Below are 26,523 nucleotides of genomic sequence, written 5' to 3'. Positions count from 1 at the left end.
ACGATGTACATGGTCAAGAGCACCCCGGAGATGCGGTAAGCTTGATCTTGAGCCGGTCACCGGAAAGAAAAACGGTGAACGACCTCTGCGTTGGTGGTCCAAGGAAAGACGCCCCGCTTCCTGCGGGGAAATGCAGGTGCAAGGCCTGCCCGGCGCTCCATGTCGAACGAGTCCCATCCCGTGTCAGGCGGGGTGGGACTCGTTCGTTCTCCGTGCGCACAGGGGCAGTTCGGCGACTACCTCGAAGCCGCCGCCGGGCCGATGCCCCGTACGGACCCGGCCGTCCGCCGAGCGGGCCCGCTCCCGCATGCCGATGAGGCCGTATCCGCCGCCGCCCCCGGAGGCGGGGACCCTCGGATGCGCGCCGCCGTCGTCGGTGACCGCGACCGTCAGCTGATCCTCCGTGTAGACGAGCCGTACGGCCGCCGTACGGGCCCCCGCGTGCTTCGTGACGTTGGTGAGGGCCTCCTGCACGATCCGGTACGCCGTGAGTTCCGCGCCGGCGGTGATCGGGCCGGGCTCGCCCTCGGTGTGGAGTGTGACCCCGAGGCCCGCGCCCGCGAAGGAGGCCGCCAGCTGCGGCAGTTGAGCAAGCCCGGGGGTGGACCCCACGGACCCCGCGGCCCCCACGGATCCCGCAGACGCGGCGGACCCCAGGAGCCCAACCGACCCCACGGGCCCGGCGTGCTCCCCGTGCTCCTCTTGCTCCCCGTGCATCCCGTGTTCTCCTTGCTCGCCGGGATTCCTCGGCTCGTCGGCTTCGCTCGTGTCCGCCCGGCGCAACAGGCCGACGGTGGACTTGAGTTCGCGCAGGGCCGAGGCGGTGGTGCCGGTCAGCTCGGCGGTGAGGCGCGCGGCCTCCTCGGGGCGGGCGGGGAGGTGCCGGGCCACCGCACCGGCCTGGAGTCCGGCCAGGACCAGGTGGTGGGCGACGACGTCGTGCAGGTCACGGGCGATCCGCATCCGCTCCTCGGTGACCCGGCGGCGGGTCTCCTCCTCCCGGGTGCGTTCGACGTGCTCGGCGCGGGCCCGGACGGCGTCCAGACAGGCGGCGCGCAGCCGGGTCACCGTCCCCAGCGCGGTGGGCAGCAGCAGCCAGGCGGCGGGGCCGAGCAGCTTGAGGACCAGCGGTTCGCCCGCCGGCCCCGACGGCAGACCGACGCCGACCAGCAGGACGATGCCGGTGAAGGCGAAGGTGTTGGCGGTCCTGCGCTCGGTGGACGCGGCGAGGGAGTACAGCGCGGCCATCAGGGGCGCCAGCAGCAGCACCGTGAGCAGGTACCCGAGCGCGGAGGCGGCCACGGCGCAGGCGAGGGTCACGACGACGGTGCCGCGCGGGCGGTCGCGGCGCCGGACCAGCGCCGCGCAGGAGACGCCGGCCAGCACCACACCCGGCCACCAGGGGACGCCCAGGTCCTGGCCGGGGAAGGTGATCACGCTGCCCGGGAACGAACAGGCGAAGAGGGCGGCGGCGAGAACCGCGTCGGAGGACCGGGGGTGGCCACCGGCGAACGGCGGGCTCGGGGGACCGACGGCTCCGGCGGGCGGCGAGAGAGGCTGCGAGAGAGGCTGCGAGAGGGCCTGAGCCTGGGACTGGGACTGGGACTGGGCCTGGGAGGAGGCGGGGGGCTGGGAGCGCATGGGGAGGGGTTCCTGTTGCGAGTGGGGGTGGCGGGTCAGCCGGTGCGGTGGCCCCAGCCGTGCCAGGCGGTGACCAGCGCGGAGGTGCCGACCGCGACGGCGAGGAGCAGGAGGAGGAACGCCGGATGAGCGGTCACGGACGGGCTCCCGCCGTGGTCACGGCGCCGCCGGGAAGGAGCGCCTGCCAGAGCGGCAGGACGCTCCGGGCGGGGGCAGAGGCAGGGGCGGGGGCAGAGGCAGCGGCAAGGGCAGGGGCAGCGGCGTAGGCGTAGGCAGGGGTGGGGCGTACGGTGCCGGCACCGGCACCGGCGCGGTCGAGCGCCGGGCGGCGGACGCGGTGCTTCCGGGCGGGGGCGATGGTGGCGTGCGGCATGAGAGACGCTCCGGCGGATCGAGGGGGCTCGTGCGTGGTGCTCTTAGTTGCTTGAGTTAGGCAACCATGATGATTTACTTAAGTCAAGCAATTGATTGTCCATCTTGCTTGAGTTAGGCAACTATCTGTACGGTGAACGGATGCCGATACCGTCGCCCGCAACGCCCGTCCCCGAAGATGTGATCGCCGTGGAGCGGGTGCTCACCCGCATCACCTACCTGGCGACCCGTGCCCGTCGGCACGACCGGCTGATGGCGCTCGCCGGAATCCCGCTGGACCGGGCCGCCGTGGCGATCCTCCGGCATCTCGCCGAGAGCGAGCCGCTGCGCCCCGGGATGCTCGCCGTGCGGCTGTCCGTGGAGGCCTCTCATGTCACCCGGCAGCTGAGGCAGTTGGAGACGTCCGGCTTCGTGGTCCGCTTTCCCGACCCGGAGGGCCGGCGGGCCCAGCTCATCCAGCTCACCGACGCGGGCCGGGTCGCGTTCGGCCGCGTACGGGACGTCGGCCGCCGGGGTATGAGCCTCGCCCTGGCCGACTGGGCGCCGGACGACCTGCGGCTGCTCGCCACCCTCTTCCACCGCCTCGTCGACGACTTCGTCGCCCACACGGAGGCGGCGCTGGACGAGCCGGGGGACATGGGGGCGCGGGGCGGTCCGCCCGGCGCGTGAGGTCCCCGGACGTTCGCCCGGTGCGGATGTCACAGGCGGAGGCCGCTGTCTCGTCCTAGGGGGTGCGGAAGGAACAAGCCTTCGATCAAGGAGTGGACGATGGACCTCGCGCTGTGGATCGCCGCCGGACTGCTGGCCGCCGTAGCCCTGGCCGGTGGCGTCACCAAGACGTTCGTGCCCAAGGAGACGCTGGCCGCCGCCCACGGCGGGGGATGGACCGCCGACGTGGGCGTCCCCTTCGTCAAGACCCTCGGCATCCTGGAGCTGCTGGCCGCGGCAGGCCTGATCCTGCCTGCCGCGCTCGGTATCGCGCCGATTCTGGTGCCGGTGACCGCCGTCTGCTGGATCTTGCTGATGGTCGGCGCGATGATGACCCACGGCCGCCTCGGCGAGTCCGGGTTGGTGGCACTGAACCTGGTCTATCTCGCCTGCGCGGCATTCATCGCCTGGGGCCGCTTCGGCCTCTGACCGCGGGGTGATTGCACGGAGGAGCCGGCATGGGCAGGACCGAGGAGTTCCAGGAGCTGCGCCCGCTGCTGTTCTCGATCGCCTACCGGATCCTCGGCAGTGTCGGTGAGGCCGAGGACGCCGTCCAGGAGACCTGGCTGCGCTTCGAGACCACCTCGGCCGCGCCCGCGTCGGCCAAGGCCTTCCTCTCGGCCGTGGTGACCCGGCTCTCGATCGACGTGCTGCGTTCGGCCCGCGTGCGGCGGGAGGAGTACGTCGGGCAGTGGCTCCCGGAGCCGCTGCTCAGCGACCCCTACGAGGATCCGGCGCGGTCGGCGGAACTGGCGGACTCGGTGTCGGTGGCGGCCCTGCTGCTGCTCGAGCGGCTCAGCCCGCTCGAGCGGGCGGTGTTCGTGCTGCGGGAGGTGTTCGCGTTCGGGTTCCCCGAGGTCGCGGCGGCCGTGGGGCGTTCGGAGGCGGCGTGCCGCCAGCTCGTGGTGCGGGCCAGGCGTCACATGGCCGAGGGCCGGCCCCGCTTCGCGGCGGACCGCAGAGAGCGGGAGGAACTGGCGTCCGGGTTCTTCGACGCCCTCCGTGAAGGCGATGTCGCCGGCCTTCAGAAGCTGCTCGCCGCCGACGTGGCGATGGTCGGCGACGGCGGCGGCCGGGCACCGCAGCTGGCCAGGTCCGTCGTCGGCGCCGAGAACGTGGCCCGGCTGCTCGCCACCGCCTTCGACCTGGTGACCCGGATCGACGTGACGTTCGAGCCGCACGAGATCAACGGCCAGCCCGGCGCGATCTTCCGCGACCGGGACGGCAGGGTGCTCCACACCTTGGCGCTCGACGTGCTCGACGGGCGGATCCGGGCGATCAGCCTGGTGATCAACCCCGACAAGCTCGGGCACCTGGGCCCGGTGGCGGACGCCTGGGCGGTCGACCGCGAAGCGCGGAGGGTACGCCGGCCTGCGGGGTGAGGGCGTGAGCACCCGCACGACCCGTGAGACCCGCGCGGCCCGCGCCTCGGTCAGCTCGGGCTGAGGGCCGCCGTCAGTCCGGCGGCGGGGGCGGGCTGACGGCGGGGGCGGGTGATCGTCGTGACCTTGGCCGGCCCGGCCGGCCTGTTCGCCCCGGTCGGCACGTTCGCGCCGTTCGCCCTCGTCGTCTCGTCGTCGGTGCCGGTCACGTCGGCACCCGTGGTGTCGGTGGCTGTCGCGAAGACGAACAGGCGCAGGATCACGAAGCGGACGATGCCCGCGAGGCCCGAAGCCGAGAGGTAGACGAGCTGCTCGGTGAGCATGCCGGGGGTGGGCTGGATCGCGTGGAGGGCGAGTACGGCCACGGAGGTCGCCGCGTAGGCGGCGGCCGCCGAGCCCGCCGACTGCCAGTGCCGGCGCAGGCCCGCGCGGCGGCCGGTGCGGAAGGTGTAACGGGCGTGCAGCTCGGTGCACAGGACGGTCGAGGCGATGGTGATCAGCGCGTTCGACAGGGTCCACGGCATCAGCACCGCCAGCAGCGGCACGGCCAGGCTGGAGAGGACTCCGGTACCGCCGCCGAAGGCCACGAAGCGGGCGAAGGAGGTCAGCGACTTCACGGTGGTTCCTTCCGCGGCGGTGAACTAGCTTGCTTAACTCAGGCAACTATAAATAGCTTGCTTGACTTACGCAAGTACACGTTCGAAAGGAAGGGCCCCGGGTGATCGGGGGAGGCTTCCCTCCCGATCACCCAGGGCCCTGAACCACCAGGTCAGGCCGTCTGACCGCCGGACCGCCGGACCGTCACGTCGAGTTGGCGCTCGACCTGCCGAAGAACTCGATCTCGGCTATCGACACCTGCTTGCTCCCGGAGGCCATGTACGACGACTCGATCGTGAAGCGGACCTTGGTGACCTCGCCCACGCGGAAGGCGCGGCGCTGGCCCCCCGAGCTCTGGTCCAGGGTGATCTGCCGGGTCGTCGTCTTGCCGTTCTTGAGGGTGATCGTCGCCTTGATGCGGTGCGGGAGGGCCGACTGGCTGAGCTGGTCGGGGCGGACCGACGTGCCCGAGGTGATGATCAGGTCCAGCAGGCGGGTCGGCTCGTCGAAGCGGGCCTCGATCCACTCGCCCTCGCCCGACTGTGAGACACCGGGGCCCCACCAGCTGTTGTTGATCTTGTCGAAGGCCAGTTCCGGCTTGTGTCCCGGGTAGGAACGCGAGGCCGCGAACGAGTCCGGGGCGACCGGGGCGCGCTTGGCGAAGTGGTCGCGGGTGGCCTGGATCGCGGCCGGCGTGTTCACTCCCGCGATGATCACGAGGGTGATGACGACCGCCGCGACCACCCAGCTGAGGATGCGGTCGAACGTACGGCGCAGACGCGGGCGGTCGCCGGCCCAGGGGGTCACGCCGTTGCGGTTGAACAGGCGGCGCCACCACGGGAGGCGGACGGAGGAGCGGTCCTCCAGCGTCATCGGCATCGCGCAGCGGACGCAGAAGTGCCGGTCGGGGTTGTTGGGGGTGGCGCACCAGGGGCACGCGACGCCGTACTGCTCGCCCTGGACGGGGCCGGGCGCGCGTACCTGCGGCCGGTCGGCGATCGGCCTGCCCGGCAGGACCGGGGCCACGGACGGAGGTGCGGCCGGCCGGGGCTCCGCGTCGGCCACGGGGACCAGGAGGGAGCGGGCCCGGGCGGCCATCGTGTCGCCGAGTACGGGAGCGGGGGCGGCCGCCGCCGGTACGGGCGTGGTGGGGGCGGTCTGGTCGGGGGCGGGAGCGTGCGCGGGGGCCGGTGCTGGGCCTGACGGAGCGGCGGTGCCGTCCTCCGGCGGGATGACCGGCAGGGGAGTTTCCGTGGTGTCCTCGTCGTCCGGGTCGTAGTCGTCGTTGTCGGCGGCCGGGGCGGCGGCCTGGGTCGTGGGCTCGGGCGCGGGGTGCGGCGGGGCGGGTGCCGGCGCGTTCGTCACCGCCGTACCGGAGACGGCGGCGGGAGCGGTGCCGGCGGGAGCGGGAGCGGTGGCGGCGGGTGCGGTGGTGGAAGCCGTACGGGAGACCGCGCCGGCCTCCGGTGCCGCGGCGCCCGACGGCTCGCGCGTGCTCTCCGCGGAGCGGTACCCGGCTCCGGAGCCGCCGCCCACACCCCCGGCGTCGGCACCGGCCGCCGACCCGGACCCGTACGCCGAGGCCGAGCCGGGTCCGGAGACCGAGCCGGAGCCGCCGGACCCGTGAGCCGATCCTGCCCCTGCCCCTGCCCCTGCCCCGGGGCCGTACGTGGATCCGGCTGCTGCCCCGGACCCGTAGGCCGAGCCCGTCCCGGAGCCGTCACCCGTCGCGGACCCGGCACCGGCACCGGAACCTGTCCCGAAGGCGGAGCCCGTTCCCGCGCCGGAGCCCGTCCCGGGCCCGGCATCCGGCCCGGATCCGGTGCCGGGGGTCGAGCCGGAGCCCGCCCCGGAGCCTGACCCGGTGGCCGTGCCGGGGCGGGCCGCGGGGCGGTCCGTCCAGCTCAGTACGGCGCCGCAGGCGTCACAGAACGACTGGCCGGGCTCGGCCCGCGTGCCGCACTCGGCGCAGTTCTGGGTGGTCATCTCTCCGGGGTCCTTTCGGCGGCGGTCACCTTGACCGTGTACGGCATGTGGGCGGGGCGGGCGGCGGCCACGAGGGTGTCCAGGCGGTGTTCGTCCGCCGGGCCGGGGTCGGGCAGGCGGACCGTGACGTGCAGGTGCGGCCGGGGTTCGCCGGGGACGGGACCGAGCGGCCGGGCGCTCCAGTCGGCGCCGCCGCTCTCGGAGATCTCCGGCTCCACGCCGAAGGCCAGCCGGACCGCCTCCGACAGACCGCGCCGGGTACCGCGGACCCGGTGCAGGTACGCGGCCGCCGCGACCGCGGCCCGCAGCCTCGGTTCCGGTTCCGTGCCGTCGGTCTCCGCGCCGACCCAGCTCGCCAGCCAACGGGTGAAGTCGACCGGGGCGAGGGCCGGGTCGAAGTAGGCGGGAAGGCAGTCAAGGACGTTGAGGATGGGGGCCATCACCTCGTCCAGGCCCTCGACGAAGCGCTGTGCCAGGTCGTCGTCGGCGAAGACGGCCGGCAGCATCGCGCCGATCGGGACGGAGGAGCCGAGTCCGTCCACCGAGCCCCTCAACGCCCCGTTCCCTTCCGTGAGTTCGTGCCGCTCATGCGCCGTCCCCGATCACTCGCACCCGGTGGTCGTAGGAGAACACCAGGGCCGGTGCGGCCAGGTCGATGCGGTCGGTCGCCTCGCCGCGCTTGCCCGTCAGCGGGTCGGCGGGGTGCAGCATGACCTGGTCGACGAGCTCCACTCCCGGGACGCGTTGGAGGACGGCGAAGACCTCGCCCGACTGCACCGGGCGGCCGAAGGGCCAGCCCTTGCCGTCCGCGCCGCCGATCAGCGGGTCGAGGTGGCGGTAGAGGGCGTCGTGGGCCTGGCGGCGGACGCGGTCCGTGTCGACGCCCCGGAAGGCGTGGACCGTCGCCACCACCGTCACGCCCTGGTAGTACGGCGGGCCGACGGCCAGCCTGGTGCCGATCAGGCGGCGTTCGTCGAGGTGCCGGGTGATGCGGTCCAGCAGGGAGTCGCCGGGCACCAGTTGCTCGAAGCGGAGGCGTCCGCCGGGGTCCGGCACGGCCTGCGGGACCACCAGCACCCGTACCGCGTAGGAGCCGTGCTCGTCGGGCTGACCCTCCAGGCAGGTGATGCGGGCGGTCTCGGGGGCGGCGCGGCGGGCGAGTTCCTCGTAGTCGCGCAGGGTCACGGCCCGCTCCTGGGCGCGCAGGGTGATCGGCGCGCGGAGTTTCGCCTCCTGCACCGTCTCGCCGTCGACCCCGCCGCGCGCGGCCTCCCGGTTGACGACCTCCGAGACGTACGGGACGGAGGTGCGCAGCACCTGGACCGCGCCCCGGGCCACGTTGCCGGCGCGGCCGCCGCCCGTGCGGTAGCGGCGGGCGCGGATGACCGAGCCCTTGGGGGCGACGGCTCCGTACTGGCGGAGTTTGCCGTCGGGTTCGCGGACGGACGGGCCGAAGGCGATCTCGCCGGTGGCCGCGTCGAGGGTGACATGGCGGTCGTCGTGGCCGGAGGCGGCGAAGTGCGGGACGACCTGCCAGTCGGACCAGCCCTCGTGCTCGGCGGTCTGCAGCAGCAGCGGCGGGTCGTCGCCGACGACGGGGGAGTGCGCGAGACCGACGTGCTGGCCGGGCAGGCCGGTGGACTCGCCGAGGGCCTCGTCGTAGACGGTCTCGGCGTGCACGGCGGGGGCGGTGCCGCCGACCGTGAAGACCTCGGCGGAGCGCACGGTCGGGGAGGTCGTGTAGAAGGGCTGGCCGGGGAGGGGCTCGGTGACGCGGCAGCGCAGCCAGCCGGCCTCCTGGCCGCCGGAGCGGGACAGGACGTGGCCGCCGGTGATGTGCAGGACGACCTCGCCGGGGCGGTTGAGGCCGCCGGTGCCGTCGCGGTCGATCTCGCACTCCTGCCAGCCGTCCTCCGTCCACGCCTCCCAGACGAGCGGGGGCTGGCGCGGGTCGACGCCGACGCCGTCGACGCGGCTGTCCAGTTCCAGGACCACCGCGCAGTGCGGGACGGCCGCGCTCAGACCGAACAGCATGCAGTCGCCGGGCTGCGGCGCCTCGGCGAAGCAGAGCAGGTCCTTGCCCTCGGTGAGGTCGCTGGTCCTGTCGGTGACCGGCTCGCCCCGGTGCTGCACGACGAGGTGGTTCAACTGGCTCGGCACGACGGTGAGTTCGCGTTCCGTCGCGAAGACGACCGCTTCCTCGCTCTCCGTGCGGACCGTCGCCACCTCGGTGCCCACCGGCAGCAGGACCGGCTCGTCCTGCGGCGCGGACAGCCAGAAGGTGACCTCCGTGCGGGCTGCGGACGGCGGGAAGAGACGGATGCCGACCAGGTCCAGGAAGGCGAGGTGGTTCTTGTCGGGGACACGGTTGAGGCGGTAGACGATCTGGTCGGCCATGTGGGCGACCGTCTCGACGAGCGTCACGCCCGGGTCGGAGACGTTGTGGTCGGTCCACTCCGGTGCGCGCTGCTGGATGTAGCGCTTGGCGTCGTCGACGAACTGCTGGAAGCGGCGGTCGTCCAGGTTCGGGGAGGGCAGGGCCATCAGCGGTCGCTTTCGGAAGCCGTACCGGACGGACCGGGGAGACCCGGCTCGTCGTGGGACGGAATGACGTAGAAGGGGAAGACGAGACTGCGCGGATTGTTGGTGCCGCGGATCGCGTACTGGACGTCGATGAAGAGCACGCCCTGTTCGGCGCCGGCGGTGACCTCGACGTCGGTGACCTCGATGCGCGGCTCCCAGCGGTCCAGGCTGGTGTACACCTCGTGCTGGATGCGCCCGGCGGTCGCCTCGTTGACCGGGGCGAAGACCAGGTCGTGGATGGCGCAGCCGTACTCCGGGCGCATGGGACGTTCGCCCGGCGCGGTGGCGAGGATCAGCCGGATGGCCTCCTCGATCTCGCGCTCCCCGCTGACCAGGGCGATGCCCCCGGTGGGGCCGATGCGGAGCGGGAACGCCCAGCCCGATCCGACGAATTGCTCGGCCATCAGAGGGCCACCTGCCTTTTCCTGATTCTCACGGCGTGCCGTCCGCGCGTCACGGCAGCGGGTACGGCTTGGCGTTGACCATGACCATGCCCTGGAGCATGAGGGTGGCGGCCCGGATGCCCACGTTGGCCGTGGAGTTGATCTGGACGGTGGCGCCCGCGCTGAACGTGGCGGCGCCGCCCGACTTGAGGTTGAGCAGGCCCGCCGCGTCGACCGACACCATGCCCGTCATCGACCTGATGTTGATCAGGTTGCCCCTCAGGGTGATGGAGCCGCCGCTCCTGATGGCGATGTTGCGGCTCGCGGTGAGGGTGAGGTCGGTGCCCGCCTTGACGGTCACCGCGCGGCTGCCCGTGATGCTGACGGTGCCCTTGCTGTCCACGGTGATCTCGGTCTGCGCCCGGTCCAGGTTGATGACGAGTTTGTCGTCGCCGCTGGTCAGCCGTACGCCCTGCTTGCCGCCTGTGCGCTGGCTGAGCAGGTCCAACCGGTTGCCCTCACGGTCGGACAGGGTGTGCCGGGAGGCCCGCTGCCGGGCGCCGTCGTGCAGGGGCACGTCCTTGACGGGGGTCGGCTTGTCCTTGCCGTTGTAGAGGCCGCCGATGACGTACGGGTGGTCCAGGGCGCCCCGGTCGAAGGCGACCAGCACCTCGTCGCCGACGTCGAGCGGGAAGATCGAGCCGCCGCGCTTGCCGCCCCACTGGACCACGCGCGTCCAGTCGCTGACGTAGGCGTCGTCGAGCCAGGGGAACTGGAGCTTGACGCGGCCCTGCTTGAGCGGGTCGCCGGCGTCGGTCACCAGGGCGTTGGCGGTGCCGGGGAGGTTCAGGCCGTTGCCCGCGTTGCCGCCCCCGGAGGAGAGCCCGTACAGCGACCGCCACTGCCGGCCGCTGACCGTCACCCAGGCCTCGTAGTGCTTGCCGTCGCCGAAGACGTGCCGTACGGAGGTGGCGGTGTACTTGCCCTCGAAGGGAGCGCCGACGTCGGCGAGGGTGACGGGCAGACCGGGCCGGAGCTTCGGGGTGCCGCGCGCGATGACCTCCAGCTCGGCGAAGGAGCCGGTGACGTCGTCGGCGAGGGCCTCGGCAGCGAACTTCACCTCCGACTGCCGGTCGTAGGGCGTCTGCGCGTCGACCAGCTTGGCCGGCTTGAACTTGGCGGCGGCGTCGCCGGGGGTCGTGCCGATGCTGATGCCGGGATTGGTCTTGGCGGGCGCGGTCGCGGTGAGCTTCTTCTTCGTCGTCACGTCCCAGCCGCGCGCCTCGACGGTCGCGACCTGCTCGGCGGCGGTGACGGCGGCCCGCAGCCGGAGGATGTCCGTGCCGGCCTCGAGGACGAAGGGGCTCTTGTCGCCGGGGGTGGACGTGGGCGGCGCACCGGACGCCGGGTCGGGCTTGACGAACTGGAACTTGCCCTTGGCGTCCACCGACATGACCATCTCGTTCTCGTCGGCCAGGCGGGCCAGGAAGTCCCAGTCGGTGACGTTGGCCTGGCTGATGAACTCGTAGACGGTCTTGGTGGACTGGATCTTCCCGACCGGGACGCCGTCCTGGGCGGCCAGCTTGCGGGCGATGTCGGAGGCGCTCTGGTTGCGGTAGGCCGCGACGCGGCGCTGGCGCATCAGACGGTGGCCGAAGTCGTAGCCCCGGATGACGGTGAAGGTGCCGGTGCCGTCGTAGTCGGCCTCCAGGCCGCAGACCTCGCCGGTGAAGAGCGGGTCGGAGGCGCCCTTGCCGTCGGCGACCGGGGCGAGGACGACGGGAGTGCCGAACTTGACGCCCAGCTTGCCGAGCACCAGCCGGCCGGGATCGCGGAAGGTGAGCCGGAACGCGGCGGGCACCCCGAGACCCTGGTCGACCCAGCCGTCGACGAGGAGCGGCGCGATGTCGACGGGAAGGGGACCGCCACCGAGGGTGACCTGGATGACGCTGGAGAACGCGGACTGGACCACTAGTGACGCACCTCCTCGGCGGCCGGCAGGACCAGCTCGATGCCGGTCGGCAGCCGGGAGGGGTCGTCGATGCCGTTGATCTCGGCGATGGACCGCCAGGCGGAGGCGTCGCCGTACTCGCGCCAGGCCAGGGACTGCAGGGAGTCGCCGGCGACGACCCGGTGCACCCGCTGCGCGGTGAGGGCGCCGGAGGTCGGGTTCTGGCCCTTCGTCTTACTGGGGATCTCGTGCAGGCGCACCTGGCAGGTGGCGCGGATCGGGACGCCGGTCGTGCCGAAGAGCGAGTACGTGACGTCGATGCTGCTGACGTAGGAGGTGAAGCGGGCCGTGGAGAACGAACCCCACTGGAACACCACCCACGGCGGCGAGGGCTGCTTGGCGGCGATGCTCTTGGTGGTGACCTCGCAGCACTCCAGCAGCGACTCGACCTTCTTCAGGACGGTGTTGCTGCCGGGCTGGTCCGAGGTGTCGAGGAAGATCTCGACGGTCATCTCGCGGGGCTCAGGACCCATGAACTCCGGTACGGAGCCGTCCCGGACGGCCGCCGTGGGGGTGACCTTCCACTGGGCCCGGCGGCCGAGCTGGAGCTGTGCCGGGTTGAAGTCGAACCCGAAGGATTTGATCAGCCCGCCGGGGGTCGTGCTCGTGCCCACCGGCGGTTCGTGGATCGCGAGGGTGGCACGGACCAGGCTCTTGCCGGCGCCGCCTTTGCTTCCCTTGGCCATGGCTTGTCTCCCTGCCTAGTCCTAGCTGGTCCCGGTCCCGCTGCTCAGTCCGTGAAGCCGTGGTGGGTGATCTCGAGGACCTCCGTGGCCACTCCCGGGCTGTCCGGGCTGAGGGACGGCCCCTGCCAGCTGACCGGCAGTACGTCGATGAGCCCCCACCGGGCGACCTCCGAACCGTCCGCGCGCAGCGCCGCGATCTGCGCGGTCGGCCGGGTCACCCCCGTGGTGACCGACGAGATCCACTTGGCGACCTTGGTGGTGTCCGGGGTGAGCGGACGGGTCAGCCGGATCGTGGAGAACGTGACCCGGGAGGGCAGCTGCCAGACGAAGCCGTTGTTGCCGCCCTCCTGGCGGTGCTCGATCTCCACCTGCGACGAGAGCCCCTCGCACCCGTTGAAGAAGCCGAGGCTCTCGCCGTCGATGGTCAGGGTGAAGAAGATGGTGGAGCCCGGGTCGAGATCGGAGGGCATCGGGGCCTGGCCTTTCTGGGAGAGGGGGCGTCGGGGGGCGGTGCCGGGGTGCGTCAGTGGCGGGGGTCGCGGAGTCTGCCGATGCGTTCACGGTCGAGCCGCAGTTCGGTGCGGAGCAGACGCGTGATGCGGCCGGTCAGGCGGTGCGTCAGCTCGTCGAGCTGGAAGTCGGTGAGCGCGCGGGGGTCGAAACCGGGACGCGCCTTCGCGGGAGCGGCGGCCTGGCCCGTCGCACCCTGGTCGCCGCCGGGCGCGAGTCCGCCGGCCGTGCGCGGCGGCGCGGGAGGCGGCGGGACGGCGCGCCGCTGGACCACGGGAGCGGGTGGCGTGGGAGCCGCGGGCAGCGGCCGTGGGGCGGGCGCCGGCAGCGGGACGGGCGACGCCGGAGCCGGTGGCACGGGCGGCGCGGGCGCTGTCGCGGGGCGTACGGGCGCGGTGGCCGCCGATACCGGGGCGGACAGCGTCCGGCGCTGTACGACCGGGGCCGGCGGGGCCGGTCGGGTCGGCTGGGCCGCGGGCGTGGGCGGAAGGCCGGAGGTGGGGTACGGGTGCGCCACGGGCAGGCCTGCGGCGGCACCGGGCGCGGTCCGGCGCAACGGCACGGGCGCCTTGACGGCGCGGCGCTGCACGGGCGCCGGGGACGCGGGGGACCCGCCGGTGACGGAGACCGGGCGTACGGGGTGGACGGGGTGGTGCTGTCCGGTCGCCGTCGTGGGAACCGTGCGCGGAAGGGCGCCCGTGGGGGCGTCGGGGGTGGCGCCGGGGCCCTGCGGCAGCGCGGCCGGACGGTGCGTCGGCGTGCCGGTGCCGGCCCCGTGGGCGGACGTGGACGTGGACGCGGAGGTGGACAGCGGGAGTCCGGGGGCGCCGGGCGCCGCGGTGCTGCGCTGCACGAAGGGCGGCGTGAGCGGGGCGTGCGCCGACGAGACGGCTCCGGGGAGACCGGTCACCGTGCCGGGAGCGTCGGCCCGGGGCGCGACGGGGGTGCCGATCGGCGCGTTCAGTGGTGCGGTGTCGGCCGGGCGGGTGGAGAGGGGGGCACCCAGCGCGGGGCGCGCGGACGCGGGGCGCGAGGGCTGCGTGGCGGTGGAGACCGGCACGGCGGCGCGCTGCACGGGTGCGCCGAGGGGGGTGGAGCGCCGCAGCGGGGGAAGCGGTTCCGTCCGCCCGCCCGGGGTGTCGTGACGGTGGGCGGACGCGGCGGCGGGGGTCGTGCCGACGGGGGCCGGAGTCACGGGAGGCGTCGATGAGGCGGCGGGTGCGTGGGGCGTGTGAGGGGTCTGGGACGTGTGGGAGGTGTCGGGCCGGGTCGCCGGGCCGGGTCGGTCCGAGGGAAGGCTCGTGGGGGCACCGAGGCCCGCGCGACGCAGGGGGGCGGCCGCACCGGACGCGGCCCGCTGGACACTCGTCGCGGACCGGGTCGCGGGGGCGGGAGCCGGTGCGGACACGGGTACGGAACCTGCGGCGGGCGCCGGGGAGTTGACGGCAGAGTGCGCCGGAAGCGCCGGACCGGTGTGTGCCGGCGCCGAACCGCTCATGTCGCCCACGGGCCGAGCGGGGCCGATCGCGGCGGGCGTGACGGGTCGCGCGGGCGGCGTGACCGGGACGGCGGCCGACACGGCACGTTGCACCTCGGCGGGCGCCGTACGACGACCGGCGGGCACGGGTGGGGTCGTCGGCGTGGACGGCGTCGGGGCCGGTGCCTCCGCGGCGCGTTGCGCACTCGGGGTCGATGCGCGGCCACCGTCGCCGGCACCCGAGGCGGGACCGGGTACCGAGGAGGGGCTCGAGCCGGGGCCGCCGGAAGCCGGGGCCGGTGCCGTCACGGCCCGTTGCACGCTCGGGGCCGGCGTGCGGCCACCGTCGATCGAGGACGCGGCGGGGCCTGGCATCGCGGCGGGGCCCGCACCGGAGGCCGCGCCCGACCCGCGAACGGGACCGTGGCCGGGACCGTGGCCGGACCCGGATCCGGGGTGGGAGGCCGAAGCCGAGGTCGGTGCCGTCGCGGCGCGCTGCACGCTCGGGGCCGAGGTACGGCCACCGTCACCCGGGGACGCGGTGGCCCTCGCGGCCGAGTCCGGTGTCGTTGCCGCTGTCGTTGCCGCCCGTTGCACGCCGGGGGACGTACGGCCACCGCCACCGGGGGCCGAGCCGGGACGCGCGGGTGAACCGGAGCCGGAGCCCAGCGCTGGACCGGAGCCTCGCGCAGGGCCGGAAGTCGAGGTCGAGCCGGCGCCGGAACCGGAGCCGGAATCAGAACCGGAGCCCGAACCGCGGGCTGCCGACGACCCGGTGGGGGCGTCGGCGCCGGGAGCGGGGCTCGCGTGGGTGGTGAGGCGTCTGCTCACGGAAACCGGCGTGCCCGCGCCCGAACGCGGAGGGGCCGGGACGGCCGCGGCGGTCGCCGAGGGCGCACCCGGGGTGGACGTCGGCGAGGGGCCGCGTTCTGTTCCGCCCGGCCGAGGCGCGGCGGGGCCGCTGCCCGCGGAGCCTGGGCCGGCGCCCCCGGGTGTCCCACCGGGGGCGGACGGCGCCGTACGCGACGGAACGGCACGCTGCACGCTGTTGCCGGCGCTCGCCGAAGGGGACCCGGTGGACGCGGAGGAGCCGGCCGACGGAGTCGCCGCCGCCCCCGACGCGCCCGCGGAGGCCGAACGAGCCGACGCGACCGGCGACTTCACCGACGGCGGCGCGGTCGAACCGGTCCGCACGGCGGGCGCGGCACCGCCCACCGCCGACGGACCGGGGACAGACGGACCGGAGACAGAGGGACCGGGGACAGCCGGACCGGCGTCACCCGCGCCCGGCACCGCCCGCTGTACTCGCACCGGGGCGCCGCTGGGCGCCGAGCCCTCGTGGAGGGGCACCGCCCGCTGGAGCCCGACGGGCGGGAGCGCTGCCGTACGGGCCTCCCCGGGACCGGAGTTGCCCGCCGCCGGTGAACTCGGGACAGCGGCCGGTCGGGGGCCTGGAGCGGGTTCCTTGCCGGTCGCCGGGCCTGCGCCGTCGGCGCCCGCACCCCGGCCGGAGGCCCGGCCGGACGCCTGAGCGGATCCGCTGCCGGCAGCCGGGGCCGGGGCAGAGGCAGTGGTCCGAGCAGGTGCAGGTGCAGGTGCCGGTGAGACGGCCGGGGACGCCGGCCGGGCGGGCAGGCTGCGCCGCTGTACCGGCGCCGACATGGACCTCGTCAACGGGGCCGGTCCCGTCGAGGGGGCCGGGCTCGCCGGGGACACCCGGATGCCCCGCGCCGGCGAGGCGGCGGGAGCAGACGGCTCCGTAGGCCGCGACGGCACGACGGGCACCGCCTGGGGAGCCGGTGCCGCAGGCGGCGCGGAAGCCGTCGAATACCCGGCAGCGGCCGACCCGGACGGGCGCGGCGCCGCACCCGAAGCACCCGGACCGGCCGTCGAGCCCGGACCGGCGGCAGCCGGACGGGGCGCGAGCGCCGGGGAGGCGGGAACGGCACGCTGAAGGGGCGTCGGGCGGGGCGGCGCGGCCACCCGCTCGGGTTCGGCGACCGGTGGAGCCGCCCGCAGGCTGCTCATCCGGCCGCCCGGCGCCGCGTCCAGCACCGCGTGGAAGCCGGTGCCGGTGAAGGAGGGGTTCTGCCAGGTGGCCAGCCGGCCGCCGAACCCGGCGTCGGCGACCCCCGAGGTGCCGCCGGCCGCCGCCCGCTGGATGGGCGGAAGCGTCGGCCAGGCGGCCGCGACGACCCGCGGCGCCGGGCCGGCGTCGCTCGCGGGGGCGGTGCCGCTCGCGGGAGCGACGCCGTCGCTCGGCGCCGGCGCAGCGCTCTCGGCGGCCGGCGACATGCCCGGGCCGCCCGCGCGCCCGCTCCCGCGGCCGCCCCGGAAACGTTCCAGGAACCCCATGCCTCAGCCCTCCGCCCCGCCCCGGGTCACCAGGGACGCGATCTGGTCGGCGTAGCGGCGCCGGTCGTGGTGTTCCAGGTCCAGGATCTCGTCCTGGCCCCAGTGGAAGTGGTAGGCGACGTACGCGATCTCCTCGTGCAGCCGGTCGGTCGCGTACGTCACGATTCCCCCAGGCGGCTCCCGCCGAGTTCCACCTCGAAGGGCTCCGAGCAGTGGGGGCACTGCACCGAGGCGCGGGTGTGCCCCTCGGCGTTGACCTGGCGGTAGAAGTCCTGGAGGAACGCCAGGTCGGAGGCGAACATGTTCTCCACAACCCCGTCGTGGACCAGCGGGAGGCTGCCGAGCCGGGTGATGACCCGGCCCAGCAGCACCACCGACAGGTACGCCGGGTTCTCCTGGACACGGATGTCGCGGAGCGGGACCAGTTCGTCCCGCGCCGTCGCCAGCCGCATCACGCCGTCGCGGTGGACCGTGCCCGCGTCGTCGACGTAGCCGCGCGGCAGCTCGAAGGGGAACTCCGTCTGGAGCCGGTACGGCGCCGGGGCCGGGGTGGCGGCCGCGCCCGGCGCCGAGAACGCGGACGCGGCGCCGGACAGGGATTCGGACTCGGGCACGGCGGTGGCCGGGAGCGCCTCCTGCGGCTCCCCGCTCGCCGCCGCCGCCCGGACAGCCGTGCGCCGCATTACTCGATGACCAGTTCTTCGAACGTGATCGTCACGGTCTCGGTCAGCGCGGAGGCCTCGCCGGCCTTGACCGAGCTGGTGTCGATCTTGCTGCACCAGGCGTTGCGCATGTTGTACCGCTTGACCGGGTTGTTCTGGTAGTCCATCACCATGATCGTGGCGTTCTTGCGGGCGGTGCCCATCACGCCGTTGATCGACTCGGTGATCCACTGGTTGAACGCCGCGGACTGGGTCATACCGCGCACGACCGTGCAGGTGCCCGCCTTCTTCACGCCGGGCAGCTTCTTGGTGACGGGCTTGCCCTGCGCGGAGACCTGCTGGTACTCGATGACGTCCTGTTCGAGGCTGAGGCCGCTGACCTCGGCGAGGTACTCGACCATCACGCCGTCGATCTGGAGGCCGAAATTATGTGAAGTAAGGGCGTCACCCGGCTGGAGACTCATCTGGCTTTCCTTCTAAGTGTGGTGAGGACTGCGGTACGACGGCGGAGGGCCTGCTCCGGGCCTACTCCTCCAGCTCTCCGTTGCCGCTGGAGAACTGGGCCAGCCGGAAGATCACGAACTCGGCGGGCTTGACCGGCGCGATGCCGATCTCGCAGATCACGCGGCCGAGGTCGACCGACTCCGGCGGGTTGGACTCCTCGTCACACTTGACGTAGAACGCCTCCTCGGGCCGGCCGCCGAACAGCGCGCCCCCGCGCCACTCGTTCACGAGGAACGCCGAGACGTTGCGCCGGATCCGGGCCCACAGGGCGTGGTCGTTCGGCTCGAACACCACCCACTGGGTGCCGATCAGGATCGACTCCTCCAGGTAGTTGAAGTACCGGCGGACGTTCAGGTAGCGCCAGGCCGGGTCGGAGGAGAGGGTGCGGGCGCCCCAGATGCGGATGCCCCGGCCCGGGAACGCCCGGATGCAGTTCACGCCGATCGGGTTCAGCAGGTCCTGCTCGCCGCGGGTGATCTGGATCTCCAGGTCCACCGCGCCGCGCACGACCTCGTTCGCGGGGGCCTTGTGGACGCCGCGCTCGGAGTCGTTGCGGGCCCACACGCCGGCCACGTGGCCGCTCGGCGGGATCAGCCGGGCCTTGCCGGCGGACGGGTCGAAGGACTTGATCCACGGGTAGTACAGGGCCGCGTACTTGGAGTCGTAGCCGGCCGTCTCCTGGCGCCACACCCGGATCTGGCGGGCGTTCAGGCCGGGCGGCGGGTCGATGATGGCGACGCGGTCGCCCATCAGCTCGCAGTGCGCGATCAGGCCCAGCTGGACGGCCTTGACCGACTCCAGGTCGATCGCGCCGCGCTGGTAGGCGGCCATCAGGTCGGGCACCGCGACCATGGACACCTCGTCGACGGCCTCCAGGCCGCCGAAGCCGGTGCGGTCGGAGCTGTCGCCCAGGTACTGCGCGGGGCCGACGGGCTGCGCGGCCTCGACCGCACCGGCCGGCGCGCCGGCGGGCGGTGCGACCAGCGCGACCGTCTGGTTGTCCGGGCGGACCAGCTGCGCGGCGGGCGCGGCCTCGGCCACGGTGATGAGCTTGGAGCGCTCCTTGACCTGCGTGACGACGTAGGAGCGGTTGCCCTTCTTCGCCGACACGTCGAACGTCTCGACGGGCTTGTCGCCGTCCTTGACGATCAGCTTGAAGCGCTCGGCGGGGCCTTCGCCCTCCGCGTCCGCGACCTCCACGCTCAGGGGGCCGCCGCTCTCGCCCGGCGCCACGGCCGTCACCGTGAACGTGCCGAGCTGCTTGGGCTCACCGGCGGGCAGGGCGGCCGGCGCGGGGCCGGAACCGGCGACGGCGGCGGGCGACTTGGCGTCTCCGGCGGCACCCGCCGAGGTCCCGCCGACACGGACGACGTACGCCGCCGAGCCACCGTTGTTGAAGAAGCCGTAGACGGAGTGCGCCAGGTAGTAGCCGTCGGTGAAGTCACCGAACGCGGCCACGTACTGGGTCCAGTTGGTCACCAGGGTCGGCTCGTTGAGGGGGCCGGTCGGGGCGAGCCCGACGAAGGCCGCCACCGAGGTGCCCACCCCTTCGATCGGGCGGGAGCCGCTGGCCACCTCCTCGACGTATACGCCGGGCGACAGGTAGGACGGCATGCTGTGCTCTCCTCGGGGTACGCGTCAGGACGTCTTTCACCGTCACGCGCGAAGCGCGTCCGTCGAAACGGCTTCCGGTGCACGGTCCGGGGCACGGCTGTTGCCCTCGGGGGCAGTACGGGCCTCCTGGACCCCTCCGCGCCGCCCTCGTCGCCCCCGGTGCGACGGGCTCCCCGGCGGCGGTGCGGCGGGAGCACAGCGGCAGCACGGGGGCGGATCCGGGGGCGTCGCCGGGCCGTGGGGTCCCCCAGGGCAGCCGGTCGCGGCCCGGCAGGGCACGCACCCTGCCCCCTCGCCTCTGACCCCGCCCGGCGTCCTCCCCGTAGCGTCGGCGCGTGAGCCTGTGGACTTCCCTCGAACCCGCCTCCGTCACCGTCGACCCCGGCAGCCGTGCGACCGTCCGGCTGCGCGTGCGCAACACCGGTGACGTCGTCGACGAGTACCGCTTCGAGCCGGTCGGCCCGACCGCGCCCTGGACGGCGGTGGAGCCGCAGACCCTGCGGTTGTATCCGGGCACGACGGGCACGGTCGAGCTGACCTTCGCCCCGCCGCGCACCTCGGACGCGACAGCGGGGCCCAACCCCTACGCGGTACGCATCACGCCGACCGAGCATCCGGAGGCGGTGACCGTCCCCGAGGGGAACCTGACGATCACCCCGTTCACCGAGGTGCGGGCGGAACTCGTGCCGCCGACCGTGAAGGGGCGGTTCCGGGGCCGGCCGCGGCTCGCCATCGACAACATCGGCAACACCAAACTCACCGCCTCGCTGAGCGGCAGCGACAACGGTGACCGGCTCGCGTACGAGCTCCAGCCGGCCAACGTGCAGATCGAGCCGGGGCGGGCGGTGTTCGTGAACACGACGCTGCGCCCGCGCCAGATCATCTGGTTCGGCTCGAAGGAGGAGCAGCGCTACAGCCTGGCGGTGCGCCGGTCGGGCGCGCAGGCGCTGGAGGTGGAGGGCACCTTCGTGCAGCGCGGGTTCCTGCCACGCTGGCTGGCGACGGCCCTCAGTCTGACGGTGGCCCTGGCGATCGCGTTCGTGATGATCTGGCTGACGTACAAGCCGCAGGTCAACACCAGCGCCAACGAGAAGCTCGCGGAGGCCGGCGTCAGCACCCTGGCGCCCAGCCCGTCGGCCGAGCCCAGCGCCCCGGCCCTGGTGCCCACCCCGACGGCCCCCGTCGTGGTCGAGGCGCCCGCCACCAGCCAGGCCCCGGCCGACAGCGGCAGCGGCGGGGGCGGGGGCGGCGGGACCGAGACGAAGGCCCCCGTGAAGCCCAAGCAGGAGACGGCGGCCGACGCCGTGAACAAGCTCGCGGCACGCAGTGACGGGCGGCACATCTGCTACATGGTCTACATCGAGGACAAGGGATGGCAGGACCCGGTCTGCGACGGCGCCATCGCCGGCACGACCGGCAAGGACCTGCCCATCAAGGCCCTCAACATCGCCACGGCGCGGACCGGCGGTGTCACGGGCAACGCCGCCCATGTGGACGGGGGCTGGCTGACCGGCGACAAGTGGTCGAAGGCGACCGACGGTGTCAACATGTGGATGGGCTCCAGCAAGCCGGCCGTCGCCGTGATGGAGGGGTTCACGATCAAGACCATCGAGGGCTCCGTCTGCCAGAACGCGCACGTCAAGGATCGGGGCTGGCTGGGGAACGGCTGCACCAAGGCCGGTGACTGGATCTACGGCGGCAGCCCCATGGAACAGAAGCTCCAGCTGGAAGCCGTCCGCTTCACCGTCTGACGCGGGCCAAACCGTGTGCACGGGCACGACCGCTCGTCCCTTTCGGGCAGCGGTCGTGCCCCGAGGCTTCCTGACGGGCCCTCGCCCCGCGGCATAGCGTCGACAGGTGACTCTGTGGACTTCTCTGGAACCGGCCGCGGCGACAGTCGATCCCGGCGGCACTACGACCGTACGGCTGCGGGTGCGCAACACCGGTGACGTCGTCGACGAGTACCGCTTCGAGCCGGTGGGCGCGGTGGCGCCCTGGACGGCGGTGGAGCCGCAGACCCTGCGGTTGTATCCGGGCACGACGGGCACGGTCGAGCTGACCTTCGCCCCGCCGCGCACCTCGGACGCGACAGCGGGGCCCAATCCCTACGCGGTGCGCATCACGCCGACCGAGCATCCGGAGGCGGTGACCGTCCCCGAGGGGAATCTGACGATCACGCCGTTCACCGAGGTGCGGGCCGAGCTGGTGCCGCCGACCGTGAAGGGGCGGTTCCGGGGCCGGCCGCGCCTGGCGATCGACAACATCGGCAACACCCGCCTGACGGCGTCCGTCTCGGGCGCCGACATGGGTGACCACCTCGGGTACGAGTTCCGGCCGGGCAGTGTGCAGATCGAGCCGGGGCGGGCGGTGTTCGTCGACATGACGCTGCGCCCCCGTCAGATCATCTGGTTCGGCTCGAAGGAGCAGCGGCCGTACGCGCTGAACGTGCAGCGGTCGGGAGCGGTGCCGCTCTCGGTGGACGGCACCTTCGTGCAGCGCGGGTTCCTGCCGCGCTGGCTGGCGACCGCGCTCAGTCTGACGGTGGCCCTGGCGATCGCGTTCGTGATGATCTGGCTGACGTACAAGCCGCAGGTCAACACCAGTGCCAGCGAGAAGCTCGCGGAGGCCGGCAGCACCGCGCTGCCCAGCCCGTCCGTCTCCGCGCCGTCCGCGCCCAAGGTGGACGCCTCCGCCGCACCGCTGCCCGAGCAGCAGACGCCCTCCGCCCCCGCCAAGGAGGAGGACGGCAGCGGCGGTTCCGGGTCCGGCGGTTCCACGGGGTCGGGCGGCGGCAGCGGGAGCGGATCCGGCGGTTCGGGCGACACGAAGACGACGGCCCCGGTACCCGGCGCCGTGATCATCGGCCAGGCCTCGGACCGGTGCATCGACATCACCGGCGCCCAGAACGGCAAGGGCAAGGACGGCACCCCGCTCCAGCTGTGGGACTGCGCCGGGTCGGCCAACCAGAAGTGGGTGTTCAAGAGCGACGGCACCGTGCGCGCGCTCGGCCTGTGCATGGACGTCGCCTGGGGGTCGAAGGACGACGGCGCGGTCATCCAGGTGGCCAACTGCTCCGGCAACCCCGCCCAGCAGTGGGTGCTGAGCCAGGCCGGTGACCTGGTCAACCCGCAGGCCGACAAGTGCATCGACGCCAAGGACAACGGCACCGGCAACGGCACCAAGCTCCAGCTGTGGACGTGCTCGGGGACGCCCAACCAGAAGTGGCGCGCGGAGTAGACCCGGCGCGCGGAGTGGACCCGGCGGGGGGTGAGCCCCGCCCGGGGCTCACCAGTTGGCTTCGCCCGGCACCAGACGGCCCGCCTTGCGGTACTCGCGGCGGGCCCCCTCCAGCAGGTCGTCGTCGTTGACCGGCTCGTCGCGCCCGGCGGCGAGGTAGGCGGCGGTGACGACCGCGCTGCGGATCGAACCGCCGGCCAGCTCGAAGTCCTTGGCCGGCGACCCGGGATCGATGTCCGGGGCGCACGGCACATGGCGCAGCCCGTGCCACCACAGCGCGAGCCGTTGCCCGGCGTCGGGGAACGGGAAGTCGACCACCAGGTCCAGGCGCCGGGTGAACGCCTCGTCGATGTTGGCGCGCAGGTTGGTGGTGAGCAGCGCGATGCCGTCGAAGGACTCCAGCCGCTGGAGCAGGTAGGCGCTCTCCATGTTGGCGTACTTGTCGTGCGCGTCCTTGACCTCCGACCGCTTGCCGAAGACGGCGTCGGCCTCGTCGAAGAGCAGCACGGCGTCGGTGCGGTCGGCCTCGGAGAAGATGCGCTCCAGGTTCTTCTCGGTCTCGCCGACGTACTTGTCGACGACCGAGGACAGCTGGACGACGTACATGTCGAGGCCGAGTTCGGCGGCGACGACCTCGGCGGAGAGCGTCTTGCCGGTGCCGGACTCGCCCGCGAACAGTCCGAGGACCCCTCGGCCGCGTCCGCCGCCCGCGCTGAGCCGCCAGTCGCCCAGCACCCGGTCGCGGTGCCGGGCGCGCAGGGCGAGCTCGCGCAGCTGGGTCAGCGGCCGCTCGGGCAGCACGAGGTCCTCCCAGCCGACGTCCGGCCGGATCCGCCGCGCGTGCCGCTCCAGCCCGGACGCCGACTGCTGCCGCGCGGCCAGCCGCAGATGGTCGGCGCCGAGCGGCCCGCCCTCGAAGGCGGCCAGGACGGAGGCGGCCCGTGCGGCCCGGGCGACCCGCTCGCCGCCGAGGCGGTAGGGGGCGACGGTGGCGGCGAGGTCGAAGCCGAGGGCGGTGGCGGGGGTGTCGGCGGAGTCCAGGGCGGCCGCCCAGGCGGCCGTTCCGCCGGCCCGGCGGCGCGGTGCGTCGAGGACCAGCGGATCGTGGGTGGACCAGTGCGGGTCGTAGGGGCGCGGGTCCGTGAGGAGGACGGTGACGTCCGCGGCGTCGGCCAGCGCGCCGATCAGCGGCCCCGGTTGCTCCGGCAGCCCGGACAGGACGACCGCCCGGCCGCCGAGCCGTGCCTCGCGCAGCAGGCCGGGCAGGCGGTCGTCGGGCCCGGTGAAGCGCAGGGCGTCGAATCCGGCGGTGCGCAGGGCGGAGGTGATCGCGGCGAGTCCGTCGCCCTCGCGGTGTTCGCGCAGATAGGCGATGAGCGGGCCGCCCCGCATCCGGTGTGCCAGCCGCCGGTCGAACGCCTCGTCGTCGGTGGGCAGCGGCGGGGGCAGCGGGTGCAGATGTCCGTGCAGGGCGGCGTCCGGGGTGTCGTCGCCGAGCAGGTGGCCGAGCAGCCGGTCCGGTACGCGCAACGAGCGGGACAGGAAGGGCCGTTCGGGGTCCTCGACGTCCAGCAGCCCGTACGCGCGCAGCGGCGCGGAGGAGTGGAAGCGGGCGCGGGCCGCGGCCCGGTGGGCGGGCGCCCCGCACAGTTCGAGGGCGAGGCCCACGGTGGCCCGCCGCCTGCTCACGTCGTCGTTGAGGTAGCCGTAGAGCGGCTCGAAGCCACGGTCCAGATCGGGCGCGAGGGCGATGAGGAGGATCGCGGCGTCGAGTTCGGTGAGCCGGAGCCGGCCGGCGAGGGCGCTGAGCGAGTCGGCGGAGTCCCGGTCCGTGTCCCGGTCCCGGTCCCGGTCCTGGTCCGGGTTGGAGGCGGGGGCGCCGGCCGGCCCACCGGCGAGCAGGTGCCGTACCGCCTCCTCGGAGAGGTACAGGCCGCGCAGCGGATCGGCGGCCGTCGGATCGACGGCGGCCCGCCGGTCGACCAGAGCGCCGACCCGATCCCGCAGAGCACCGAGCCGAACGAGCAACGCGCCGGCCCCGTCCAGGTGACCGTGCCGGTCGTGCCCCACGTGCCCCACGTGCCCCTCGTGACCCTCGCGACCCACGGGGCCGCCCACGGTCGGGTCGGCGTCGCCCGTGTCGGTGTCGCCCGCGGCGGCGTCGCTGCCGACGGCGGCCGGGTCGGTGTCGGCGGCGAACGTGTCGGCGCCGGGGGCGGGTGTCTCGACGTCGGCTGCGGACGACCCGGTGTACGCGCCGGTCACCGCTGGTCCGGGCGGGGGGTGCCGGCCTCGCGGGCGGCGCGGGCCGCGGCCACCTGGTGCGGGCGGTGGGCGCGTTCGCCGGACTCCGGGGGGTCGCCGTCCATCCCGCGCAGGCGGACCGCCGCGCCCTCGGTGACCGGCGGCCCGGCGTCGTACTCGGGGTACGCCGGGAAGGGCGCCGTGACCACCAGGTCGAGCGACGGCTTGAGCTCACCGCCCAGGGCGGACCAGATCTCGGCGAGGGAACGCGACTCGGTCTGGATGCCGGCCACCGTGACCGGCATGGCCAGCCCCAACGCGCGCAGGGAGCCCGGAAGTTCGTCGGCCGCCAGCATCTCGCGCGGCAGCAGAGTCGCCAACACGGCCGACAGCAGGCGGTGTTCGTCCTGCGGGGTCCGCGTCCAGGCGGTCACCAGGTACGACAGCCGGAACCAGCGCGGTGGTTGACGGCGCTTGACGACGATGTCCCGCTCGTCCCGCACCGCCATCTGGCCGCGCTGCCGACGGGTCACGTCCTCACGGATGTCGTACAAGTAGGTGTTGATCACGGGGGCGTTGCGCCGGGCCGCCCAGTCCCGGGTCGGAGCCTCGAAGGAGACGTCGATGCCGGAGCCCGTGAGCGCGCCGCCCGAGAGCAGCTCTTTGAGGACCTCGTCCACCTCGTGGATCACCGTCGTGCTCCTCAACTTGCCTTGCCGCACCCACTGTCCGACGATCGTGCCCCGGACGGGCCCGGATCCGCAGGCACGACAGGGTCGGCGGCCGGGCAGGGCATCGTGCCCGCGTGTCCGCCTTCGATTGCCCGTTCGGTCAGATGTAGCCTTCCCGCAGGGCATATGCCACCGCGTGCGCCCGGTTGCGCAGATGCAACCGCGTCGTGAGTCCGTGCATGACGTTCTTGACGGTTCGTTCGGAGTAGGACAGCTTGCTGGCGATCTCTCCGGTGTCCAGGCCCTCGGCGACCAGCCGCAGGACGTCCACCTCCCGTGGCGCGAGTCCCAGGGAGGGGGCGCCGGGCCGGCCCGCCGCACCGCGGTGCAGCGTGCCCACCTGGCTGATGAGCCGGCCGAGCAGGTCGGCGGGCAGGTCGCCGTCACCGCGGTGGGCGGCCACCACCGCCTGCACCAGCCGGTGCGCGGTGGCCTCGCGGCGCCAGACGATGGCCCCGACCCCGCACTCGATGACGTCCAGGAGTTCCGTCTCGCGGATGGTGCCCACGACCAGCACGGCCCGCGCGCCCTCGCTGCGCACGATCCGCCGCAGCCGGCCCAGCGCACCCTCGTCGAGGGTGTCCTCGATCAGCAGCGCCACCGTGCCGGCGGCGGCCGAGACCTCCTCGCGGACCTCGACCTCGGGGCGCCCGCGCAACTGGCTGACGGCGCCCTCGCGGGAGATCGGGTCCGGTGCCTGGACGGCCACGGGAATCCGCCGCCGGGTGCCGAGGGCGGTGCCTGGAACGGCGGCGCCCGGCGCGGCGATACCCGCGACGCCGGTCTCTGGTGTCCGTGGTGAGCTGAGCAACCGTTTCCCCCAAGTTCACGGGCCCGCCG

The 26,523-nt window shown here is 73.9% G+C and carries 24 protein-coding genes; 7 read left to right on the top strand and 17 right to left on the bottom strand.

All coding sequences use genetic code 11. The features are described 5' to 3' along the window. Positions 1–183 precede the first annotated feature (183 nt). Positions 184–1,641 carry a sensor histidine kinase gene (locus ABT070_RS34625; protein WP_351766583.1) on the bottom strand — a complete coding sequence of 486 codons (1,458 nt, stop codon included), beginning with the start codon at positions 1,639–1,641 and terminating at the stop codon, positions 184–186. 513 nt (positions 1,642–2,154) lie between these two features. Here ABT070_RS34625 and ABT070_RS34620 point away from each other — a divergent pair. From ABT070_RS34620 to ABT070_RS34610, 3 genes are all read left to right on the top strand, one after another. Beyond that, positions 2,155–2,682, top strand: coding sequence for a MarR family winged helix-turn-helix transcriptional regulator (locus ABT070_RS34620; RefSeq protein ID WP_351766582.1), 528 nt, complete (start codon positions 2,155–2,157; stop codon positions 2,680–2,682). Between the two features lie 99 nt (positions 2,683–2,781). Further along, the gene (locus ABT070_RS34615; protein WP_351766580.1) at positions 2,782–3,150 is read left to right on the top strand and encodes a DoxX family protein; all 369 of its coding nucleotides are present in this window, start codon (positions 2,782–2,784) and stop codon (positions 3,148–3,150) included. A 29-nt stretch (positions 3,151–3,179) separates the two neighbouring features. Next, on the top strand, positions 3,180–4,103 hold the full coding sequence (locus ABT070_RS34610; protein ID WP_351766578.1) for an RNA polymerase sigma-70 factor: 924 nt from the start codon (positions 3,180–3,182) through the stop codon (positions 4,101–4,103). Positions 4,104–4,153: 50 nt separating this feature from the next. Here the strand turns inward: ABT070_RS34610 and ABT070_RS34605 are convergent, their stop codons facing one another. The 9 genes from ABT070_RS34605 to ABT070_RS34565 all read right to left on the bottom strand — a co-directional run bounded on the left by ABT070_RS34605 (position 4,154) and on the right by ABT070_RS34565 (position 14,054). Then, positions 4,154–4,711: a GtrA family protein gene (locus ABT070_RS34605; RefSeq protein WP_451102321.1), complete on the bottom strand. Its 558-nt coding sequence runs from the start codon at positions 4,709–4,711 to the stop codon at positions 4,154–4,156. Positions 4,712–4,904: 193 nt separating this feature from the next. Further along, positions 4,905–6,236, bottom strand: a complete 1,332-nt coding sequence (locus ABT070_RS34600) for an NADase-type glycan-binding domain-containing protein (protein ID WP_451102322.1) — start codon at positions 6,234–6,236, stop codon at positions 4,905–4,907. 446 nt (positions 6,237–6,682) lie between these two features. After that, a complete protein-coding gene (locus tag ABT070_RS34595; protein WP_351766572.1) occupies positions 6,683–7,240 on the bottom strand; it encodes a phage tail protein in 558 nt (185 codons plus the stop codon). Between the two features lie 31 nt (positions 7,241–7,271). Further along, the gene (locus ABT070_RS34590; RefSeq protein WP_351766570.1) at positions 7,272–9,230 is read right to left on the bottom strand and encodes a putative baseplate assembly protein; all 1,959 of its coding nucleotides are present in this window, start codon (positions 9,228–9,230) and stop codon (positions 7,272–7,274) included. Further along, the gene (locus ABT070_RS34585) at positions 9,230–9,673 is read right to left on the bottom strand and encodes a GPW/gp25 family protein (protein ID WP_020132881.1); all 444 of its coding nucleotides are present in this window, start codon (positions 9,671–9,673) and stop codon (positions 9,230–9,232) included. Before ABT070_RS34585 ends, ABT070_RS34590 begins: the two co-directional genes overlap by 1 nt. A gap of 49 nt (positions 9,674–9,722) precedes the next feature. Then, a complete protein-coding gene (locus ABT070_RS34580; RefSeq protein ID WP_351766569.1) occupies positions 9,723–11,624 on the bottom strand; it encodes a VgrG-related protein in 1,902 nt (633 codons plus the stop codon). After that, positions 11,624–12,349: a CIS tube protein gene (locus ABT070_RS34575; RefSeq protein WP_171398389.1), complete on the bottom strand. Its 726-nt coding sequence runs from the start codon at positions 12,347–12,349 to the stop codon at positions 11,624–11,626. Before ABT070_RS34575 ends, ABT070_RS34580 begins: the two co-directional genes overlap by 1 nt. 44 nt (positions 12,350–12,393) lie before the next feature. Then, positions 12,394–12,819: a phage tail protein gene (locus ABT070_RS34570; protein WP_020132884.1), complete on the bottom strand. Its 426-nt coding sequence runs from the start codon at positions 12,817–12,819 to the stop codon at positions 12,394–12,396. A gap of 53 nt (positions 12,820–12,872) precedes the next feature. Continuing rightward, positions 12,873–14,054, bottom strand: coding sequence for a hypothetical protein (locus ABT070_RS34565; RefSeq protein ID WP_351766568.1), 1,182 nt, complete (start codon positions 14,052–14,054; stop codon positions 12,873–12,875). A gap of 1,123 nt (positions 14,055–15,177) precedes the next feature. On the opposite strand from ABT070_RS34565, the gene ABT070_RS34560 reads away from it, so the two are divergent. Continuing rightward, a complete protein-coding gene (locus tag ABT070_RS34560) occupies positions 15,178–15,867 on the top strand; it encodes a hypothetical protein (RefSeq protein ID WP_351766567.1) in 690 nt (229 codons plus the stop codon). A gap of 129 nt (positions 15,868–15,996) precedes the next feature. Beyond that, on the top strand, positions 15,997–16,290 hold the full coding sequence (locus ABT070_RS34555) for a hypothetical protein (RefSeq protein ID WP_351766565.1): 294 nt from the start codon (positions 15,997–15,999) through the stop codon (positions 16,288–16,290). Between the two features lie 404 nt (positions 16,291–16,694). On the opposite strand, the gene ABT070_RS34550 is transcribed toward ABT070_RS34555, so the two are convergent. The 4 genes from ABT070_RS34550 to ABT070_RS34535 all read right to left on the bottom strand — a co-directional run bounded on the left by ABT070_RS34550 (position 16,695) and on the right by ABT070_RS34535 (position 19,471). Next, on the bottom strand, positions 16,695–16,853 hold the full coding sequence (locus ABT070_RS34550) for a DUF6760 family protein (RefSeq protein WP_020132885.1): 159 nt from the start codon (positions 16,851–16,853) through the stop codon (positions 16,695–16,697). Beyond that, positions 16,850–17,374 carry a hypothetical protein gene (locus ABT070_RS34545; RefSeq protein WP_351766563.1) on the bottom strand — a complete coding sequence of 175 codons (525 nt, stop codon included), beginning with the start codon at positions 17,372–17,374 and terminating at the stop codon, positions 16,850–16,852. Before ABT070_RS34545 ends, ABT070_RS34550 begins: the two co-directional genes overlap by 4 nt. Continuing rightward, entirely contained in the window at positions 17,374–17,817 is a 444-nt protein-coding gene (locus ABT070_RS34540) for a phage tail protein (RefSeq protein WP_020132887.1), read from the bottom strand. The genes ABT070_RS34545 and ABT070_RS34540 overlap by 1 nt, the downstream gene beginning before the upstream one ends. 61 nt (positions 17,818–17,878) lie before the next feature. After that, positions 17,879–19,471 (bottom strand): phage tail sheath subtilisin-like domain-containing protein, encoded by a 1,593-nt coding sequence (locus tag ABT070_RS34535; protein ID WP_351766561.1) that lies wholly within the window; start codon positions 19,469–19,471, stop codon positions 17,879–17,881. 335 nt (positions 19,472–19,806) lie between these two features. Between ABT070_RS34535 and ABT070_RS34530 the strand changes: the two genes are divergently transcribed. After that, positions 19,807–21,222: a hydrolase gene (locus ABT070_RS34530; RefSeq protein ID WP_351766560.1), complete on the top strand. Its 1,416-nt coding sequence runs from the start codon at positions 19,807–19,809 to the stop codon at positions 21,220–21,222. A 106-nt stretch (positions 21,223–21,328) separates the two neighbouring features. Continuing rightward, positions 21,329–22,708, top strand: a complete 1,380-nt coding sequence (locus tag ABT070_RS34525; RefSeq protein WP_351766559.1) for a ricin-type beta-trefoil lectin domain protein — start codon at positions 21,329–21,331, stop codon at positions 22,706–22,708. Positions 22,709–22,756: 48 nt separating this feature from the next. On the opposite strand, the gene ABT070_RS34520 is transcribed toward ABT070_RS34525, so the two are convergent. The 3 genes from ABT070_RS34520 to ABT070_RS34510 all read right to left on the bottom strand — a co-directional run bounded on the left by ABT070_RS34520 (position 22,757) and on the right by ABT070_RS34510 (position 26,452). Continuing rightward, complete coding sequence (locus ABT070_RS34520; protein WP_351766628.1) at positions 22,757–24,787, bottom strand: ATP-binding protein; 2,031 nt, start codon at positions 24,785–24,787, stop codon at positions 22,757–22,759. Positions 24,788–24,969: 182 nt separating this feature from the next. Then, entirely contained in the window at positions 24,970–25,644 is a 675-nt protein-coding gene (locus tag ABT070_RS34515) for a Pvc16 family protein (protein ID WP_351766557.1), read from the bottom strand. A 139-nt stretch (positions 25,645–25,783) separates the two neighbouring features. Continuing rightward, on the bottom strand, positions 25,784–26,452 hold the full coding sequence (locus ABT070_RS34510) for a helix-turn-helix transcriptional regulator (RefSeq protein WP_351766626.1): 669 nt from the start codon (positions 26,450–26,452) through the stop codon (positions 25,784–25,786). Positions 26,453–26,523: the final 71 nt, after the last annotated feature.

It is taken from the genome of Streptomyces sp. NPDC002884, from assembly GCF_040295245.1.
In the GTDB taxonomy this organism is placed as follows: Bacteria; Actinomycetota; Actinomycetes; order Streptomycetales; family Streptomycetaceae; genus Streptomyces.
Note: the sequence above shows the minus strand (reverse complement) of the source record. Positions and strands in the feature narration are given on the sequence as shown.